A 17128-nucleotide genomic window follows, 5' to 3' on the forward strand; every position below is an offset into this window, starting at 1 on the left:
CCCACCCCGGTTCGAACCCGCCTTACCCGACCGACGAGTAGGCCACAACCCCCCGCAGCACCCCATCCACCGCCTTACGCGCACTCTTCCCCACCGTCGACCCGGCCGGCGCCGCCGCCGCAAGCTGCCCCAGCACATCGATCACCTGCTTGCACCACCGCACGAAGTCCCCCGCCGGCATCTCCGCCTCACGCAACACCTCGTCGAGCCCCGCCCCCGAAGCCCACATGTACGCGGCCCAGGCGAAGCCGAGATCGGGCTCCCGCTGCCCCACCCCTTCGCTCTGCGTGATCCGGAACTCCTCCTCCAGCGCGTCCAGCCGCCCCCAGATCCGCACCATCTCCCCCAGCGCGGCCTTGGCGTTCCCGGACGGCAGCTTCGGCGCCATCGCGTCGTCCCCCACCCGGGCCTCGTAGACCAGCGCCGAGACGCACGCCGCGAGCTCCGCCGGCCCGAGCCCCTCCCAGACACCCGCCCGCAGACACTCACTGGCGAGCAGATCCAGCTCGCCGTACAGCCGGGCGAGCCGCTTCCCGTGCTCGGTGACCTCGTCACCCCGCAGATAGTCCAGCTCGGTCAGCAGCGCGACGATCCGGTCGAAGGTCCGCGCGATCGTGTTCGTGCGGCCCTCGATACGCCGCTCCAGCTGCGCGGTGTCCCGCTTGAGCCGGTGGTACCGCTCGGCCCACCGCGCATGGTCCTCGCGCTCGTCGCACCCGTGGCAGGGATGCGCCCGCAGCGCGGCGCGCAGCCGGGCGATCTCACGGTCGTCCGCGGCGGCGGCCCGCTGCTTGCGGTGCCTGTCCGGCACCAGGTGCCCGGCCTTGGTGCGCAGCGCCGACGCCAGATCCCGGCGCGACTGCGGCGAGCGCGGGTTGAAGGACTTCGGGATGCGCATCCGCTCCAGCGCCTCCACCGGAACCGGGAAGTCGATCGACGCCAGCCGCTTGACCTGCCGTTCGGCGGTCAGCACCAGCGGACGCGGCCCGTCGTGGTGCTCGAACCCCCGGTGGCCGTTGGTCCGCCCGGCCGGCAGCCCCGGGTCCAGCACCAGAGCGAGCCCGGCGTACTTGCCGGTCGGCACATGGATGACGTCACCGGGCTTGAGCTTCTCCAGCGCGACGGCGGCCTCGGCGCGCCGCTGCGCGGCCCCCTGCTTGGCCAGCTCGGTCTCGCGGTCCTTGAGCTCCCGCCTGAGGCGCGCGTACTCCTCGAAGTCCCCGAGGTGGCAGGTCATGGACTCCTGGTAGCCCTCCAGGCCCTCCTCGTTGCGCTGCACCTGCCGGGAGATCCCGACGACCGACTTGTCGGCCTGGAACTGGGCGAACGAGGTCTCCAGCAGCTCGCGCGAGCGGTGCCGCCCGAACTGTTCGACCAGGTTGACCGCCATGTTGTACGACGGCTTGAAGCTGGAGCGCAGCGGATACGTACGGGTGCCGGCGAGCCCGGCGAGGTGGTCGGGGTTCATGCCCCGCTGCCACAGCACCACCGCGTGGCCCTCGACATCGATGCCGCGCCGGCCCGCACGCCCCGTCAGCTGGGTGTACTCACCGGGGGTGATGTCGGCGTGCTGCTCGCCGTTCCACTTGACGAGCTTCTCCAACACCACGGAGCGGGCGGGCATGTTGATGCCGAGCGCGAGGGTCTCGGTGGCGAACACGGCCTTGACCAGGCCGCGTACGAAGAGTTCCTCGACGACCTCCTTGAACGTCGGCAGCATGCCGGCGTGATGGGCCGCGATGCCGCGCTCCAGCCCCTCCAACCACTCGTAGTAGCCGAGGACATGGAGGTCCTCGCGGGGGATGGAGGCGGTGCGCTCCTCGACGAGGCCGCGCACCTTGTGCCGGGACTCCTCGTCGTTCAGCCGGAGGCCCGCGTACAGGCACTGCTGGACGGCGGCCTCGCAGGCGGCGCGGCTGAAGATGAAAGTGATGGCGGGCAACAGGCCTTCGGAGTCGAGCCGTTCGATGACCTCGGGGCGGCTCGGGATCCAGATCCTCGACCGCTGTCTGCGCTCGCGCTCACGGTCGGCCTCGCGCATGGAGCGGCCGCGGCGGCGGTCCTGGAAGGAGGGCCGGCTGGCCTCCAGTCGCGCCATCCGGGTCAGGTCGGGGTTGACGGCCTTCTTGCTGCCCTCGCCCTCCTCGAACAGGTCGTACATCCGCCGCCCGGCGAGCACGTGCTGGAACAGCGGCACCGGCCGGTGTTCGGAGACGATCACGTCGGTGTCGCCGCGTACGGTGTCCAGCCAGTCGCCGAACTCCTCCGCGTTCGACACGGTGGCGGAGAGGGAGACGAGGGTGACCGACTCGGGTAGGTGGATGATCACCTCCTCCCACACCGCGCCCCGGAAGCGGTCGGAGAGGTAGTGCACCTCGTCCATGACCACGTACCCGAGGCCGAGGAGGGTCCGGGAGCCCGCATACAGCATGTTCCGCAGCACCTCGGTGGTCATCACGACCACGGGGGCGTCGGAGTTGACGCTGTTGTCACCGGTGAGCAGACCGACCTTGTCGGCGCCGTAACGGCGGCACAGGTCGGCGTACTTCTGGTTCGACAGGGCCTTGATGGGTGTCGTGTAGAAGCACTTCTTGCCCTGTCGCAGGGCGAGGTGGACGGCGAACTCGCCGACGATCGTCTTGCCCGAGCCGGTCGGGGCGGCCACCAGGACGCCCTTGCCCGCCTCCAGCGCCTGGCAGGCCTCGATCTGGAAGGGGTCGAGACCGAAGTCGTACATCTCGCGGAAGGAGGCGAGCGCGGTGGCCTGCTCGGCAGCGCGCCTGCGTGCTGCCGCATACCGCTCGGCCGGTGAGAGATCCTCTGTCATCGTGCTTTCGAGCGTACCGGGCCCCACTGACAACAGGACGATCATTATCCGGATCGTGGCACCGTCGAGATCAGGACCGTCCGCCGTCCGAAAAGGAATCACGGCGAACGCACGCACGACGACGGCGGTGGGGCCCGCCCGGGATGCCGGGTGGGCCCCACCGCCGTCGTGGCTCCGCTCGGTGCGGGCTCCGCCGTGTGCCGTGTGCCGGGGGTCAGGTCACGTCGTCGTACCCGTTGATCCGTTCCCGTTCGGGCTCGGTCTGCGCGGGGAGCGCCTTGCTCGCGGACACGGTCTCGATCTCGCCGATGTCCTCGGGGGTGAGGTCCAGCTCGGAGGCCTCGTCGTCGTCCGGCTGCAGCGCCCGGACGCGGGCCCGGCGCCTGTCGTTGGTCAGCGCGATGGCCGTCGCGACGAAGTAGAGGACCCAGATGGGGCCCGCCAGCGCCAGCATCGAGATGGGGTCGGTGCTGGGGGTGGCGATCGCCGCGAAGAGCGTGATGCCGAGGATCATGCCCCGCCACCAGCCGGCCATCTTCTTGCCCGAGAGGACGCCGCCGAAGTTCAGCATCACGAGCAGCAGTGGCAGCTCGAAGGAGAGGCCGAAGACGACGATCATCCGCATGATCAGGTTCAGCAGATCATCGAGGGGAAGCTGGTTGTCGCTTCCGATGATCGAGAACTGGAGCATGACCGACGCCATCTTGGGCAGCGACCAGTAGGCGAAGTACGAGCCCATGAGGAACAGCGGGAAACCCGCCGCCACGAAGCCGAGACTGTACTTCTTCTCGTTGCGGTGCAGACCTGGAGCGACGAACGCCCAGAGCTGGTACAGCCAGACCGGGGCGGCGAGCACCACGCCCGACGACAGCGACACCGTGAGAGCGAGCGTGAACGGGCTCAGCAGACCGTTCTGCACGATGCGCGCGCATTTGACCTGGCTGGTGTCCTCCGCCAGCTCGGCGAAGCTGTGTTGGCATCCCACCGCCTGGAGAATGGGATCCGTGAAGAACTGGATGATGTCCTTGTAGAACATCACCGCGAGAACCGTCGTGACGACGATGGCCAGCAGGCTCTTGACAAGGCGGTTTCGCAGCTCGCGCAGGTGCTCCGCGAGGGGCATCCGCCCCTCGGGATCCTTGTCCTTCTCCGTCTTGCGGGCAGACTTGAGCAACCCACGTCCTCATCTCGTGCGGCAGGCCGGACGTCCGGTCCGGCCTTGCGTCATCGCTTCGTGGTGTCCGTGGGCTCGGCGACCGGGCGGGAGCTGGTCACATCACCGGGAGCGGCCTGGATGGTGCGCTGTGCCGGAGCCTCGGCGCTGGAGGGGGCCGACGCGGGGGTGTCGTCCTGGCCGTCGGACTTCATGGCCTTGGCCTCGCTCTTGAGGATGCGGGCGGACTTGCCGAGCGAGCGCGCCATGTCCGGAAGCTTCTTCGCACCGAACAGCAGGATGACCACGACGAGGATCAGAATGATCTCGGTGGGACCGAGATTGCCCATAGCTGTCTACCTTCTTCACCGAGGCGGCGGGTGGTGGCTGTCCGACCGGTCGGACAGGTGTCCGAACGATCGTGCTGGCAGCGATCGTAACGCTCAGGGGTAAACGCTGGGCAATCCCCGTGCGTACTCCCGCTCCGCGACCCGGGCCTCGTTCTCCGTGCCGCGACAGGCAGCGTACCTGCCGAAGGTGAGAAGGTGACAGGGCGAAGTGGCGCAAAACGCACCGCGCGCTCAACTCACAGGGGCCTCGGCCGTACCTCACAGTGCGTCCACGGAGCGGGTCGCGCTCGCCGTCGCCCGCTCCAGATCCTCGGCGGCCCGGCTGATTCTCCGCGCCGACTCCGTGACCTGCGCACCGAGCCGCCGAGCCTCCAGGAAGACCCGTACGGCCAGCACCCCGAGCACGACCAGCCCCACGAAACCGACAGCCACCGCGAACATCGCCCAGAACATGAGCCGACCCTAGCCCCTGGCCCTATCCCGCCGAATGCAGCCGGAGGGTCCGCACCCCGCCCCCGGTCAGCAGCTCCACGATGCGCTCACCGGCCGGCTTGCGGACGGCGGTGCCGCACGCGGGGCAGGTGAAGGAGTAGAAGGTCGTCTTACTGGTGGCGCCGATGGCCAGCCGCAGCGCGTTCGCGCCCAGCTCGAAGTTGGCCCGGCAGTCGGGGCAGCCGGCCCTGAACACCACGTCGACGGCCTTCTTCATCCCCGCGAAGGCGACCGCCACGGTCATCTCCCGGATCTCCTGGATCTCCTGCACCCCGGACTTCACACCGGACTTCACACCCGACACAACAGACCCGCCGCTCACAGCCCTCGCATCTCCCTTTTCCGGTCGTACGTCGTCGTCGCGCCCCGCCGTCACGGCCCCGCGCTCCCGAAGTCACCCGGTCACGCCGCCCGCCCGTCACGGCCTGGTCGTCACGTCACCCTCGTCGTAGGCCGCCAGCGCCTCACGCGCCGCCCGGCGGGCACTGTCGGCGAGGTCCTGCGGGGAGACGATCCGGCCGTCACGCCCGAGCCGCAGCGCCAGCCGCCGCAGCGAGGCCGGGTCGGGGGTGCGCAGACTGATGCGCAGCCCGCCGTCCGGCAGCTCCTCGGCGCTGTCGTGCGGGTAGTACTCGGCGACCCAGCGCCCGCCGGGACCGACCTCGACGACGACCTCGGGGTCCTCGGCGGCCGGCTGCACCAGCGCCTCCGACAGGTCCCGCAGCTCGATCTCGGGCGGCGCGGACGGCTCGTCGAGGATCTTGATCTCGGCGACCCGGTCCAGCCGGAACGTACGCCGGGCCTCGGAGCGGCGGCACCAGGCCTCGACATAGGTGTGACCGACGCTGACCAGGCGGATCGGGTCGATCTCCCGCTCGGTGACCTCGTCCCGGGCGGGCGAGTAGTAGCGGATCCACAGCCGCCGGCGCTCCGAGATGGCCCGGTCCACGTCCGCGAAGACCCCGCCCTCGGCCTCGAAGGTGACCGACAGACGTGAGCTGGCGCCCGCCGCCTCCCCGGCCGCGGTCTCGACCTTGGCGGTGGCCCGCAGCAGGGCCTGCCGGTCGCTCTCCCGCAGTCCGGGCAGGGTGGCGACCGCGCGGGCGGCCACCAGCAGGGCGGTGGCCTCGTCGGCGGCCAGCCGCAGCGGCTCGGCGGCCTCCGCGCCCAGGGCGGCCGGGTTGTGCCACCAGATGCGCTCGCCGTCGGTGTCGATGTCCAGCAGATCACCGCCGCGGAAGCTGGTCCCGCACATGGGCAGCACATCGAGGTCCGAGACCAGCTCGTCCTCGGTGATCCCGAAGGCCCGGGCCACGTCCTCGATCCGGGCGCCGGGCCGCTCCCGCAGATACGTCACCAGGGAGAGCATCCGCCGGGTCTGGTCGATGGCGTTCGCCGGCCGGGCCGGTTTTCCCACCACGTTCTTACGTCCCCCTCAACCCTTGGCCACGGCACGCAGCCGGTCCACCACGTCGGCCCGCAGCTCGGCGGGCTCCAGGACCACCACGTCGGGCCCGAACTCCACCAGCCAGGCATCCAGACCGTGCCCGTACGGAATCTCCAACTCGTCCCAGCCGTCCCCGAGTTCCCGGACGAGGGAGGCCTTCGCGCGCAGCGGGTAGCCGGCGCCGGAGCGCAGCCGGATCAGCGCGGAGCGGTCGGCGGTCTCCCCCGCCCAGCTCGCGACGGTCTCCCGCACGGTGACGACGTCGGGGACCTCTGCGGTGAAGGCGGCCCCCCGGCTGCGGACCTTGCCGGTGATCCGGGAGAGCCGGAAGACCCGCTCGGCACCCCGGTCCCGGTCGAAACCGGCCAGGTACCAGTGACCACGCCAGCACTCCAGCGCCCACGGCTCGACATGGCGGGGCTCGGGGCGCGCGGCGGTCGCCTTGCGGTACTCGAACACGACCGGGCGCCGGTCACGGCAGGCCAGCATCAGCGGCTCGAAGGCGGCCTCGTGCACCGGGATGCGCGGCTCCAGCGCCCCGTGGGCCTCGTACGGGTCGACGTCCTCGGGCAGCCCGGCCGCACGCAGCTTCTGCAGCGCGCCGCTCGCGGCCCCGGCGAGGCGGGCCTGCTGCCAGACCTTCGCGGCGAGCCCGAGCGCCGCGGCCTCCTCGGCGTCCAGCGTGATCGGCGGGAGGCTGTTGCTGTCGCGGCGGGCCAGATAGCCGACCTCGCCGTCGAGGTTCTCCACCGTCTCGATGACCAGGCCGAGTTCGCGCAGATCGTCCTTGTCGCGCTCGAACATGCGGTTGAAGGAATCGTCATTGCCGGCCGCGCCGCTGCCCGATCCGGCGGCCTCGACGTACGCCTCGATCGAATCCCGCAGCTCCCGCTTGCTGAGCGGCCGGCGCGTCCCCAGCAGACACAGCGCCAGGTTCATCAACCGCTCGGCCTTGGCAATGGCCATCGACGCCCTTCCTCCGGGTGATTCCGCGGCACGACCGTACCGCTACGAAGCGTCGCGGCAAAAGCCGAGGGTCCATGCCCGAAAAGGCATGGACCCCAGACAGTCGGGACCGGTCACGGCACGATCACCGTGGACCCGGCATCCGTCGGATCAGACCCCGAGGAGGTCGACCACGAAGATCAGCGTCTCACCGGGCTTGATCGCCGGAGTCGGGCTCTGGTTCCCGTAGGCGAGGTGGGCCGGAATGGTCAGCTGGCGACGGCCACCGACCTTCATGCCCTGCACACCCTGGTCCCAGCCCTTGATGACACGACCGCCGCCGAGCGGGAAGCGGAACGGCGTCCCACGGTTCCAGCTGGCGTCGAACTCCTCACCGGTGGAGAAGGACACACCCACGTAGTGCACGGTCACGGTCTGGCCGGCCTGGGCCACCTCACCGTCGCCCTCCCAGATGTCCTTGATCTCCAGGTCCGCCGGCGGCTCGCCCTCGGGAAAGTCGATCTCGGGCTTGTCAATGCTCACGTCTTCAGGCTCCTGCTTGTGTACGAACTAGGCAACGCGGACAGTCTCGCATCCCCGGGGTTCACATCTTCGCGAGGATGTCCACGGTGAACACCATCACGGAGTCCTTCTTGATGTCGCTGCCGCTCGGCGGCGTGTCCCCGTAACCCAGCTCCGGCGGGATGACGATGAGGAGGCGACTGCCCACCTTCTTGCCGGTCATGCCCTGCGACCAGCCCTTGACGACCTGCTTCAGCCCGAACGAGCTGAGCGCCTCCCGGCTGTACGAGGAGTCGAACTCCTTGCCGGTGTCCCAGAGCACGCCCTTGTACTGCACCAACAGGCTGTCGTCCGCGCCGACCTCGGGGCCGTCGCCCTCGATGATGTAGTTCGCGACGAGCTTCTTCGGCGGGTCGACCTTCGGCACCTCGACGGAGGGCGCCTTGCCGTCGGTGTTGGTGCCCACCTTCGGCAGGTCCACGTCGTCCTGCGCGACCTTCGTGCCCTTGGCGGAGCTCTTGGCGTTGAAGGTGTTCTGGATGTCGACGACGAAGACCAGCGTGTCGGTGCCCTTGATCCCCGCCTGCGGGTTGCCGTTCGTCCCGTAGCCCCAGGTCGGCGGCACGGCCATCTGGACCCGGCTGCCGGCCTTCTTGCCGGTCAGCGCGTACCGCCAGCCGTCGATGATGCCCTGCGGGGAGAGCTGGATGACCAGCGGCGTCTTGCGGTCGTAGGAGTTGTCGAAGACCTTCGCCGAGGACCAGATCTGCCCCAGGTAGTTCGCCTGGATGTAGTCGCCCTCGGCGACCGTCTTCCCGTTGCCCGCGATGACCGTCTTCACCGCCAGATCCTTCGACGGATCGCCGCTGCCCTTGGCGATCGTCGGCTTCTCGTCGAACTTCACACCCGCCGTGATCGCCGGCAGCGGACCGTCCACGATCTTCGGCGGCTTCGCCGCGCTCGCCGACGCGGACGGGCTGCTGCTGGCCTTGGCCGAGTCGGACTCGCCGTCACCACAGGCGGCGAGCGTGACCAGTCCAGCGGGAACAGCGATGAGGAGGGAGCGTCGGCGCACGGTGAAGGCCTCGTATCGGTCGATCTTGTCGGATGGCGTGCGCGCAACTCTACGGCGTGAGAAGGGCGCCGTACGGCAAACGTACGGCGCCCCGCGTTGCGTTCCGACAATCAGGTCCGGAACATTCCGGCTCACATTCCCGCGATCAGCTTCTCCACCCGGTCGTCCACCGAACGGAACGGGTCCTTGCACAACACCGTGCGTTGTGCCTGGTCGTTGAGCTTGAGATGCACCCAGTCGACCGTGAAATCCCGGCGCTGTTCCTGCGCGCGACGGATGAAGTCACCGCGCAACCGGGCCCGAGTGGTCTGCGGCGGAACCGACTTGCCCTCGAAGATCTTCAAGTCATTGCAGATGCGGGTGGCTTGACCTTTCCTCTCCAGCAGGTAGTAGAGGCCACGACGGCGGTGGATGTCGTGATACGCGAGGTCTATCTGCGCGACCCGCGGATGCGACATGGTCATGTTGTGCTTGGCGCGGTACCGCTCGATGAGCTTGTACTTCATCACCCAGTCGATTTCGGTGCCGATCCGGTCGAGGTCCTCCGCCTCGATCGCGTCCAGCGTGCGGCCCCACAGCTCCAGGACCTGCTCGACGGTGCCCGTACGGATGCCGCGGCGCTCCACGAAGTCCACGGCCTTCTCGTAGTACTCGCGCTGCACCTCCAGCGCGGACGCCTCCCGGCCACTGGCCAGCCGCACCTTGCGACGGCCGGTGATGTCATGGCTGACCTCGCGGATCGCCCGGATCGGGTTCTCCAGGGTGAGGTCACGCATGACCGTGCCCGCCTCGATCATGCGCAGCACCAGGTCGGTGGCACCGACCTTGAGCAGCATGGTCGTCTCGGACATGTTCGAGTCGCCCACGATGACGTGGAGACGGCGGTACCGCTCGGCGTCCGCGTGCGGCTCGTCCCGGGTGTTGATGATCGGCCGGGAACGGGTCGTCGCCGAGCTGACGCCCTCCCAGATGTGCTCCGCGCGCTGGCTCACGCAGTACACCGCACCACGCGGCGTCTGCAGCACCTTACCCGCGCCGCACAGCAGCTGTCGGGTGACCAGGAACGGAATCAGGATGTCCGCGAGACGGGAGAACTCCCCGTGCCGGGCCACCAGATAGTTCTCATGGCAACCGTACGAGTTGCCCGCCGAGTCCGTGTTGTTCTTGAAGAGGTAGACGTCGCCCGCGATTCCCTCCTCGTGCAGGCGGCGTTCGGCGTCGACCAGCAGTCCTTCGAGAATGCGCTCGCCGGCCTTGTCGTGAGTGACCAGTTCGGTCACGTTGTCACATTCGGGTGTCGCGTATTCCGGATGTGAGCCCACGTCGAGATAGAGGCGGGCCCCGTTCCGCAGAAACACATTGCTGCTGCGGCCCCATGACACGACACGGCGGAAGAGGTACCGCGCCACCTCGTCAGGAGACAGACGGCGCTGTCCCCTGAACGTGCACGTGACGCCGTACTCGTTCTCCAGCCCGAAAATGCGGCGGTCCATGACTGAACATTACGCCCGATCCACCGAGCTGAAACGGGGTTCGGCAGCACGGTTTGGATCATTTTCCGATGAGACCGCAACCACCGCACCCCCGGAAGGAACAGCGAGAACCCTCCCGGTCGCCAGAAGAACCAGCAACGACACGGCCCCCGCCGCGCCCGGCACCACGAACCCCCACAGCGTCCCGCCCCACTCCACGACCGGTCCCGCCACGGCCGTGCCCACCGACTGGCCCACCGTGAACGTCGTCACGATCCAGGAGAACGCCTCCGTGACCGTCCCTCGCGGCGCGTGCCGGTCGACGAGGACGAACACACAGGCGATCGACGGCGCCAGGAAGACCCCCGCGAGCGTCGTCAGCCCCGTCATCCCCACCGGACCCGGCATCAGCGTCAGCGGCACGTAACACACCGCCAGCAGCGCCACCAGCACCTGCAGACGCCGCTCCGGCGCACCGCTCCACCGCCGCGCGCCGTACGCCGTACCGCCGACCAGCGCCCCCAGCCCGACACCCGCCATCAGCCAGCCGTACACCGCGTCCCCGCCGTGGCCGTCCGCGTACGAGACCGCCGCGACGGTGATCGAGCCGAGCGCGACTCCGACGAAGAGGAACGCGCCGAGCAGCGCCAGCAACCCGGGCGAACGCAGCGCGCCCAGCCAGTGCGCCTCACGCGGGGCGGACCGCCAGGCCCGCGAGGGCGGTGAGACGACCACCCACAGCGCCCCCAGCACCCCGATCACACTCAGCACGACGAGCGCGGCCGACGCGGACCACAGCGCCACGCACAGCGTCACCAGCAGCGGCCCGACGGTGAACATGACCTCCTGGGCCACGGCGTCCATCGCGTACGCCGTGTGCACCTGCTCCTCCTTGCGGAGCACCGAGGACCACAGCGCCCGCAGCCCGCCCTCCAGCGGCGGCGTGCACAGCCCGGCGACCGCCATCGCCAGATACGCCGGCACAAGCGGGTCCAGCCCCGACAGCGCGAAGACGACCATGGCGAGGGCCGAGACGACCGCCGCGGGCAGCTGCACCCTCGGCTGTCCGTACAGGTCCACCAGCCGCCCCAGCAGCGGCTGCCCGACCGCGTTGGCCAGTCCGTACACGGCCGCCAGGGCGCCCGCCAGGCTGTAGGTGCCGCCCTCCGCGCGGACGAAGAGCACGATCGCGATGGCGGCCGTGGCGTTCGGCAGCCGGCCCACCAGCGTTCCGGCGAGCAGCCGCGCGGCATGCCGCGTCCTGAGGATCTCGAGATATCCGGCGGCCATGTCCTGCCTCTCGACGGGCTCTCGCGAGCGACGTGTTACGTATAACGTCTTCCGTCATACGTACCATGTGCCCTGACCACGAGTCCAGACGAGGGAGCAGGCCGACGGTGGCACGAGGTAGTACGCGCCCCACGAGCCGTGACGTCGCCCAGGCCGCCGGCGTCTCCCAGGCCGCCGTCTCCCTGGTCCTCGGCGACAAATGGCGCGGCCGCGTCTCCGAGACCACGGCCGAGCGCGTCCGCGAGGCCGCACGCGACCTGGGCTACCGGCCCAACCTCGCCGCCCGCAACCTCCGCCTCGGCCGCACCCGCACCGTCCTGCTGGTCGTCCCCGCCCTGACCACCGAGTTCTTCGCCGGCGTCTACACCGGCGCCGCCCGCGTCGCCGCCCGCCACGGCTTCGGCGTGGTCCTCTACCCCTCCCCCGAGGGCGTCGGCCCCGCCCGCGACCCCTTCGCCTCCGCCCAGGCCGCCCTCGACGGCGTGATCGCCTCGTCCATGGCCGCGGACGCGCTCACCGCCATCCGCGGCGACCAGCTCCCCCTCGTCATGCTGGACAGCGACCCCGACGGCAGCCTCGGAGCCGCGACCGTCAACCTCGACATCCGCGACGGCGTCCGCCAGGTCGCCGACCACCTCCTCGCCCTGGGACACCGCCGCTTCCTGCACCTGGCCGCAGACATCCCCTCCTGGACCTTCCACGTCCGCGCGCGGGAGCTGGCGGACCGGGTGGGCTCGGTACCGGGCACGTCCCTGCGGACGGCCGCCGCGCCGATCTCCATCGAAGGAGCCCTGGCCGCGGCGGAAGCGGCCCTGAGCGACACCGGCGGCACCGAAGGACGCCCCACCGCCGTGGTCTGCGACGACGACAAACTGGCCGCCGGGGTCTACAAGGCCGTACGACGCCTCGGGCTGCGGATCCCGGAGGACGTGTCCGTGACCGGCCTCGACGACCTCGCCCTCGCCACGGCGCTCGATCCCGAGCTGACCACCGTGCGGCTGGACGCGGAACTGTTCGGCGAGCGCGGGATGGAGGCCCTGCTGGCCGTCCTGGAGGGGCGTACGCCGGCGGAGGGGGACATCCCGGTGGAGCTGGTGGCGCGGGGGTCCACGGCACGGGCAGGGGACTGAGCACCCCGCCCGTCCACCGGTCCGCCACAGGCACCGAACGCCGCGCGCCCCGGCCTGGGCCGGCCGGGGCGCACTACGGGCGGGAGCGCACGACGGTGCGGACTACTCGTCGTCCTCCTCCGCGGAGCTCTCCGCCTCCGTGGTGGCACCGCCCGCCTCCAGCAGACGGTCCAGCTGACGGCCGACGATGCGCTTGAACTTGCGCTGCTGCGGACGCGTACGGTCCAGCACCGCCACCTCCAGACGCTCGGCGGGGATCTCCCGCTGGGTGCCGTTGGTGTCGCGCGACAGGGCCTGGACGGCGAGCTTCAGCGCCTCCGCCAGAGACATGCCGTCCTGGTGCCGCTGGTCCAGATAGCTGCTGATCTGCTCGGCGTTGCCACCGACCGCCACCGAACCGTGCTCGTCGACGATCGAACCGTCGTGCGGCAGCCGATAGATCTGGTCACCCTCGGGGGTCTCCCCCACCTCGGCCACGACCAGCTCCACCTCGTACGGCTTCTCGGCCGCCGAGGAGAAGATCGTGCCCAGGGTCTGGGCGTAGACGTTGGCGAGACCACGGGCGGTCACGTCGTCACGGTCGTAGGTGTAACCCCGCAGGTCGGCGTAGCGCACACCACCGATCCGGAGGTTCTCGTACTCGTTGTACTTACCGGCGGCCGCGAAACCGATCCGGTCGTAGATCTCGCTGAACTTGTGCAGCGCACGGGACGGGTTCTCGCCGACGAACACGATGCCGTCGGCATACTGCAGCACGACCAGGCTGCGGCCACGGGCGATGCCCTTGCGGGCGTACTCCGCCCGGTCCGCCATCGCCTGCTGGGGTGAGACATAGAACGGCGTCGACACCGGTTATCCGTCCCTTTCTGTCGAAGTCACTGGATCACCTTGATAAGAGGGCCGTCGCGGGCCGGACCGGCTAGAGCAGCGCGGCCCGGGGACCGTCCGGCTGCTCCAGACGGCGTTCCAGGATCGAACGGGCGATCTCGGAGGACTCCTGGTCGGTGAGCCGGCGGAAGCCGTCCTCGGTGATCACGGTGACGATGGGGTAGATCCGGCGGGCGACATCGGGACCACCGGTCGCCGAGTCGTCGTCTGCCGCGTCGTAGAGGGCCTGGATCACGAGGGTCGTGGCCTGGTCCTCGGTCAGATCTTCACGGAAGAGCTTCTTCATGGCACCGCGCGCGAAGATCGAGCCCGAGCCGGTGGCCGCGTATCCGCTCTCCTCGGAACGGCCGCCCGTCACGTCGTACGAGAAGATGCGGCCCTTCTCCCGGTCCACGTCGTAACCGGCGAAGAGCGGGACGACGGCCAGACCCTGCATGGCCATGCCGAGGTTGGAACGGATCATGGTGGACAGCCGGTTCGCCTTGCCCTCCAGGGAGAGCTGGGCGCCTTCCACCTTCTCGAAGTGCTCCAGCTCCAGCTGGAACAGCTTCACCATCTCCACGGCCAGACCGGCCGTGCCGGCGATACCCACCGCCGAGTACTCGTCCGCCGGGAACACCTTCTCGATGTCCCGCTGCGCGATCATGTTCCCCATCGTGGCCCGGCGGTCACCGGCGAGCACCACACCGCCGGGGAACGTCACGGCCACGATCGTCGTGCCGTGCGGAGCTTCGATGACACCCTGGGTCGGCGGCAGCTGCCGCTTGCCGGGCAGCAGCTCCGGCTGGTGGTCCGACAGGAAGTCCATGAAGGACGACGACCCAGGCGTCAGGAAGGCAGCTGGTAGACGCCCGGTGCTACGAGTGTTGGCTTCCACGGAGTTCCTTCCAGGTAGGCGGCAGCCCGACGAACAGCGTCGGGATCGTCTCCCAACTTGCCGATGGCCGAATTACAGTTGAAGCACAGTACGCCTCGGACCTTACCCGTCTTGTGGCAGTGATCCACATGAACGGCCGGGGCTTTCAAACAGATCACGCAGAGCCCCATCTGGGACGCGACCATCTCGTCACGTTCGGCTTCGGTGAGGCCGTAGTTGCGCTTCAGATGCCCCGCACGCCCCTTGACCGCGCGGCAGGCCTTGCAGCTTGTCGACACGCCGTCGGACGCCGTTGCGTTTCGATGCCACTCGCTGTGCGGCTTGACCTGGCCACAGCAACGACAGAACTTGTGCCCTTCAGGCGCGTCCACCCGCGGTCGCACATTCTTGCCCTTGGCCAGCTGCCGCGCCTGGTGATACCCCGCCCAGCACTCCCGGCAGTAAGCCTGCAGCCCGTCACGGGCCGACTTGTTGCTGGCGAAGGCTGCCCGCGGCTTGCACTCCTTGCACCGCGAGCAACGCTTCACACCGTCTTCACTTGCCAACCCGTACGCCCCCACCGCCTTTAAAGCAAAGGCTACTGGCCGCCCTTCTGAACGAAGCTTCGAACGAAGTCCTCCGCATTCTCCTCGAGGACATCGTCGATCTCGTCCAGAACCGAGTCCACGTCGTCGCTGAGCTTCTCCTGCCGCTCCTTGAGGTCCTCCGACGCCTGCGCCTCCGGCGCCGCCTCGGTCTCCTCCGTGGAACGGGTGGCCTTCTGCTGGCCGCCGCCGGTGTCCTTGGTCGCCATAACCCTCACCCCGCTCTGTTGCCCGACATGGTCGACAGGTCGGCATTCCTGCCGATCGGTGATGATCAGACCCTACAAGCCGGGTCCGACATTGGCCCTGTTGTTTCCACAACGTCCGGGGGCCACCTCGATGATTCCCGGACGGCGGTGTTTCCACCCTGCCCGGCTGATCACGATTGAACCCCGGTTCAGTGTCCGGACAGCACCCTGACCAGGTCTTCCGCCGTGCGGCAGCGGTCCAGGAGCTCCTTGACGTGATTTCGCGTTCCGCGAAGCGGTTCGAGGGTTGGGACGCGCTGGAGCGAGTCCCGGCCCGGCAGGTCGAAGATCACCGAGTCCCAGGAGGCCGCGGCGACGTCGTCCGCGTACTGCTCCAGACAGCGACCGCGGAAGTACGCACGGGTGTCCTCCGGCGGCTTGGTGCGGGCCTCCTCGACGCCCTGCTCGGTCAGCAGCCGCTTCATCTTGCCGCGGGCCACCAGACGGTTGTAGAGGCCCTTCTCGGCGCGTACGTCGGCGTACTGGAGGTCGACGAGGTGCAGGCGCGCGGCGTCCCAGTCGAGGCCGTCACGGCGCCGGTAGCCCTCCATCAGTTCCCGCTTGGCGACCCAGTCCAGTTCGCCGGAGAGGCTCATGGGGTCGTTCTCCAGGCGGTTCAGGGTGTCTTCCCACCGGCTCAGGACGTCCTTCGTCTGGTCGTCCGCGTCCGCCCCGAACCGCTCCTCCACGTACTTGCGGGACAGCTCGTAGTACTCCATCTGGAGCTGTACGGCGGTCAGGGTGCGGCCGCTGCGGAGGGTGATGAGGCGTTGCAGGGTCGGGTCGTGGGAGACCTGGTGGAGGGTGCGTACGGGCTGGTCGACGGCGAGGTCGACGGCGATGAAGCCGTCTTCGATCATCGACAGCACCAGGGCCGTCGTGCCCAGCTTCAGATAGGTCGAGATCTCCGAGAGGTTCGCGTCGCCGATGATCACGTGGAGGCGGCGGTACTTCTCCGCGTCCGCGTGGGGTTCGTCGCGGGTGTTGATGATGGGGCGCTTGAGGGTGGTCTCCAGGCCGACCTCGACCTCGAAGTAGTCGGCGCGCTGGCTGAGCTGGAAGCCGTGTTCGTGGCCGTCCTGGCCGATGCCGACGCGGCCGGCGCCGGCGAAGACCTGGCGGGAGACGAAGAAGGGGGTGAGGTGGCGCACGATGTCCGAGAAGGCGGTTTCCCGCTTCATCAGGTAGTTCTCGTGCGTGCCGTAGGAGGCGCCCTTGTTGTCGGTGTTGTTCTTGTAGAGGTGGATCGGCTGGGCGCCGGGGAGCTGTGCCGCGCGTTCGGCGGCTTCGGCCATGATGCGCTCGCCGGCCTTGTCCCACAGGACGGCGTCGAGGGGGTTGGTCACCTCGGGTGCGCTGTACTCGGGGTGGGCGTGGTCGACGTAGAGCCGCGCGCCGTTGGTGAGGATGACATTGGCTAGGCCGATGTCCTCGTCGGTGAGCTGGCTGGAGTCGGCGGCCTCGCGGGCGAGGTCGAAGCCTCGCGCGTCCCGCAGCGGATTCTCCTCCTCGAAGTCCCAGCGGGCCCGGCGGGCCCGGTGCATCGCCGCTGCGTAGGCGTTGACGATCTGGGACGAGGTGAGCATGGCATTGGCATTGGGGTGGCCGGGGACGGAGATCCCGTACTCCGTCTCGATGCCCATTACTCGCCGTACGGTCATGCGGCCCTCCTTGCCCGGCGGCGCCCTCGGTCGGGGACGCTGCTCAAGTACCGCTGGCGCTCCGGTGCGTGTGCGGTGCCCGTCCCCGCACTGCGCGACTCTGCGGTACGAAAGAGCCTAGAACGGCTCCGCGCTGGTGGGGAGATCATTTGCGTCATTGCTGTGCT

At 69.2% G+C, this 17128-nt stretch carries 17 protein-coding genes; 1 reads left to right on the forward strand and 16 read right to left on the reverse strand.

From position 1 onward, the window contains the following. Positions 1-22: 22 nt before the first annotated feature. The 11 genes from ACZ52C_RS20075 to ACZ52C_RS20125 all read right to left on the reverse strand — a co-directional run bounded on the left by ACZ52C_RS20075 (position 23) and on the right by ACZ52C_RS20125 (position 11573). Positions 23-2872, reverse strand: coding sequence for a DEAD/DEAH box helicase (locus ACZ52C_RS20075; protein ID WP_469075983.1), 2850 nt, complete (start codon positions 2870-2872; stop codon positions 23-25). A gap of 169 nt (positions 2873-3041) precedes the next feature. Next, positions 3042-4001 (reverse strand): twin-arginine translocase subunit TatC, encoded by a 960-nt coding sequence (gene tatC, locus ACZ52C_RS20080; RefSeq protein WP_469075984.1) that lies wholly within the window; start codon positions 3999-4001, stop codon positions 3042-3044. Between the two features lie 50 nt (positions 4002-4051). Then, a complete protein-coding gene (tatA, locus tag ACZ52C_RS20085) occupies positions 4052-4330 on the reverse strand; it encodes a Sec-independent protein translocase subunit TatA (protein ID WP_060885368.1) in 279 nt (92 codons plus the stop codon). 258 nt (positions 4331-4588) lie between these two features. Next, on the reverse strand, positions 4589-4783 hold the full coding sequence (locus ACZ52C_RS20090) for a hypothetical protein (RefSeq protein WP_469075985.1): 195 nt from the start codon (positions 4781-4783) through the stop codon (positions 4589-4591). A 22-nt stretch (positions 4784-4805) separates the two neighbouring features. Further along, positions 4806-5066 carry a hypothetical protein gene (locus tag ACZ52C_RS20095; RefSeq protein ID WP_469076157.1) on the reverse strand — a complete coding sequence of 87 codons (261 nt, stop codon included), beginning with the start codon at positions 5064-5066 and terminating at the stop codon, positions 4806-4808. A gap of 174 nt (positions 5067-5240) precedes the next feature. Continuing rightward, positions 5241-6242, reverse strand: a complete 1002-nt coding sequence (locus ACZ52C_RS20100) for a helix-turn-helix transcriptional regulator (protein WP_469075986.1) — start codon at positions 6240-6242, stop codon at positions 5241-5243. Positions 6243-6257: 15 nt separating this feature from the next. Then, positions 6258-7235: a helix-turn-helix transcriptional regulator gene (locus ACZ52C_RS20105; protein WP_469075987.1), complete on the reverse strand. Its 978-nt coding sequence runs from the start codon at positions 7233-7235 to the stop codon at positions 6258-6260. 150 nt (positions 7236-7385) lie between these two features. Then, on the reverse strand, positions 7386-7757 hold the full coding sequence (locus tag ACZ52C_RS20110; protein ID WP_469075988.1) for an FKBP-type peptidyl-prolyl cis-trans isomerase: 372 nt from the start codon (positions 7755-7757) through the stop codon (positions 7386-7388). A 61-nt stretch (positions 7758-7818) separates the two neighbouring features. Further along, complete coding sequence (locus ACZ52C_RS20115; protein ID WP_469075989.1) at positions 7819-8811, reverse strand: FKBP-type peptidyl-prolyl cis-trans isomerase; 993 nt, start codon at positions 8809-8811, stop codon at positions 7819-7821. Between the two features lie 131 nt (positions 8812-8942). Beyond that, positions 8943-10304: a Pup--protein ligase gene (gene pafA, locus ACZ52C_RS20120; RefSeq protein ID WP_013004876.1), complete on the reverse strand. Its 1362-nt coding sequence runs from the start codon at positions 10302-10304 to the stop codon at positions 8943-8945. 9 nt (positions 10305-10313) lie between these two features. Then, entirely contained in the window at positions 10314-11573 is a 1260-nt protein-coding gene (locus ACZ52C_RS20125; RefSeq protein ID WP_469075990.1) for an MFS transporter, read from the reverse strand. A gap of 107 nt (positions 11574-11680) precedes the next feature. Here ACZ52C_RS20125 and ACZ52C_RS20130 point away from each other — a divergent pair, with 107 nt between their 5' ends. Continuing rightward, positions 11681-12703 (forward strand): LacI family DNA-binding transcriptional regulator, encoded by a 1023-nt coding sequence (locus tag ACZ52C_RS20130; RefSeq protein WP_469075991.1) that lies wholly within the window; start codon positions 11681-11683, stop codon positions 12701-12703. A 102-nt stretch (positions 12704-12805) separates the two neighbouring features. Here the strand turns inward: ACZ52C_RS20130 and prcA are convergent, their stop codons facing one another. The 5 genes from prcA to dop all read right to left on the reverse strand — a co-directional run bounded on the left by prcA (position 12806) and on the right by dop (position 16961). Then, positions 12806-13552 (reverse strand): proteasome subunit alpha, encoded by a 747-nt coding sequence (gene prcA, locus ACZ52C_RS20135; RefSeq protein WP_319105725.1) that lies wholly within the window; start codon positions 13550-13552, stop codon positions 12806-12808. A 70-nt stretch (positions 13553-13622) separates the two neighbouring features. Further along, a complete protein-coding gene (prcB, locus tag ACZ52C_RS20140; protein WP_469075992.1) occupies positions 13623-14468 on the reverse strand; it encodes a proteasome subunit beta in 846 nt (281 codons plus the stop codon). After that, positions 14420-15013, reverse strand: coding sequence for an endonuclease VII domain-containing protein (locus ACZ52C_RS20145; protein ID WP_469075993.1), 594 nt, complete (start codon positions 15011-15013; stop codon positions 14420-14422). Before ACZ52C_RS20145 ends, prcB begins: the two co-directional genes overlap by 49 nt. Before the next feature lie 32 nt (positions 15014-15045). Continuing rightward, positions 15046-15261: a ubiquitin-like protein Pup gene (locus ACZ52C_RS20150; RefSeq protein WP_045557092.1), complete on the reverse strand. Its 216-nt coding sequence runs from the start codon at positions 15259-15261 to the stop codon at positions 15046-15048. 188 nt (positions 15262-15449) lie between these two features. Continuing rightward, a complete protein-coding gene (gene dop / locus ACZ52C_RS20155; RefSeq protein WP_469075994.1) occupies positions 15450-16961 on the reverse strand; it encodes a depupylase/deamidase Dop in 1512 nt (503 codons plus the stop codon). Positions 16962-17128: the final 167 nt, after the last annotated feature.

Source organism: Streptomyces sp. NPDC034049, from assembly GCF_055575575.1.

Bases quoted from the DNA above. Each gene is read 5' to 3' on its own strand.
- ACZ52C_RS20075 (WP_469075983.1), bottom strand. From the start codon at position 2,872: ATGATCGTCCTGTTGTCAGTGGGGCCCGGTACGCTCGAAAGCACGATG.
- tatA (WP_060885368.1), bottom strand. From the start codon at position 4,330: ATGGGCAATCTCGGTCCCACCGAGATCATTCTGATCCTCGTCGTGGTC.
- ACZ52C_RS20090 (WP_469075985.1), bottom strand. From the start codon at position 4,783: ATGTTCTGGGCGATGTTCGCGGTGGCTGTCGGTTTCGTGGGGCTGGTC.
- ACZ52C_RS20095 (WP_469076157.1), bottom strand. From the start codon at position 5,066: ATGACCGTGGCGGTCGCCTTCGCGGGGATGAAGAAGGCCGTCGACGTG.
- ACZ52C_RS20105 (WP_469075987.1), bottom strand. From the start codon at position 7,235: ATGGCCATTGCCAAGGCCGAGCGGTTGATGAACCTGGCGCTGTGTCTG.
- pafA (WP_013004876.1), bottom strand. From the start codon at position 10,304: ATGGACCGCCGCATTTTCGGGCTGGAGAACGAGTACGGCGTCACGTGC.
- ACZ52C_RS20125 (WP_469075990.1), bottom strand. From the start codon at position 11,573: ATGGCCGCCGGATATCTCGAGATCCTCAGGACGCGGCATGCCGCGCGG.
- ACZ52C_RS20150 (WP_045557092.1), bottom strand. From the start codon at position 15,261: ATGGCGACCAAGGACACCGGCGGCGGCCAGCAGAAGGCCACCCGTTCC.
- dop (WP_469075994.1), bottom strand. From the start codon at position 16,961: ATGACCGTACGGCGAGTAATGGGCATCGAGACGGAGTACGGGATCTCC.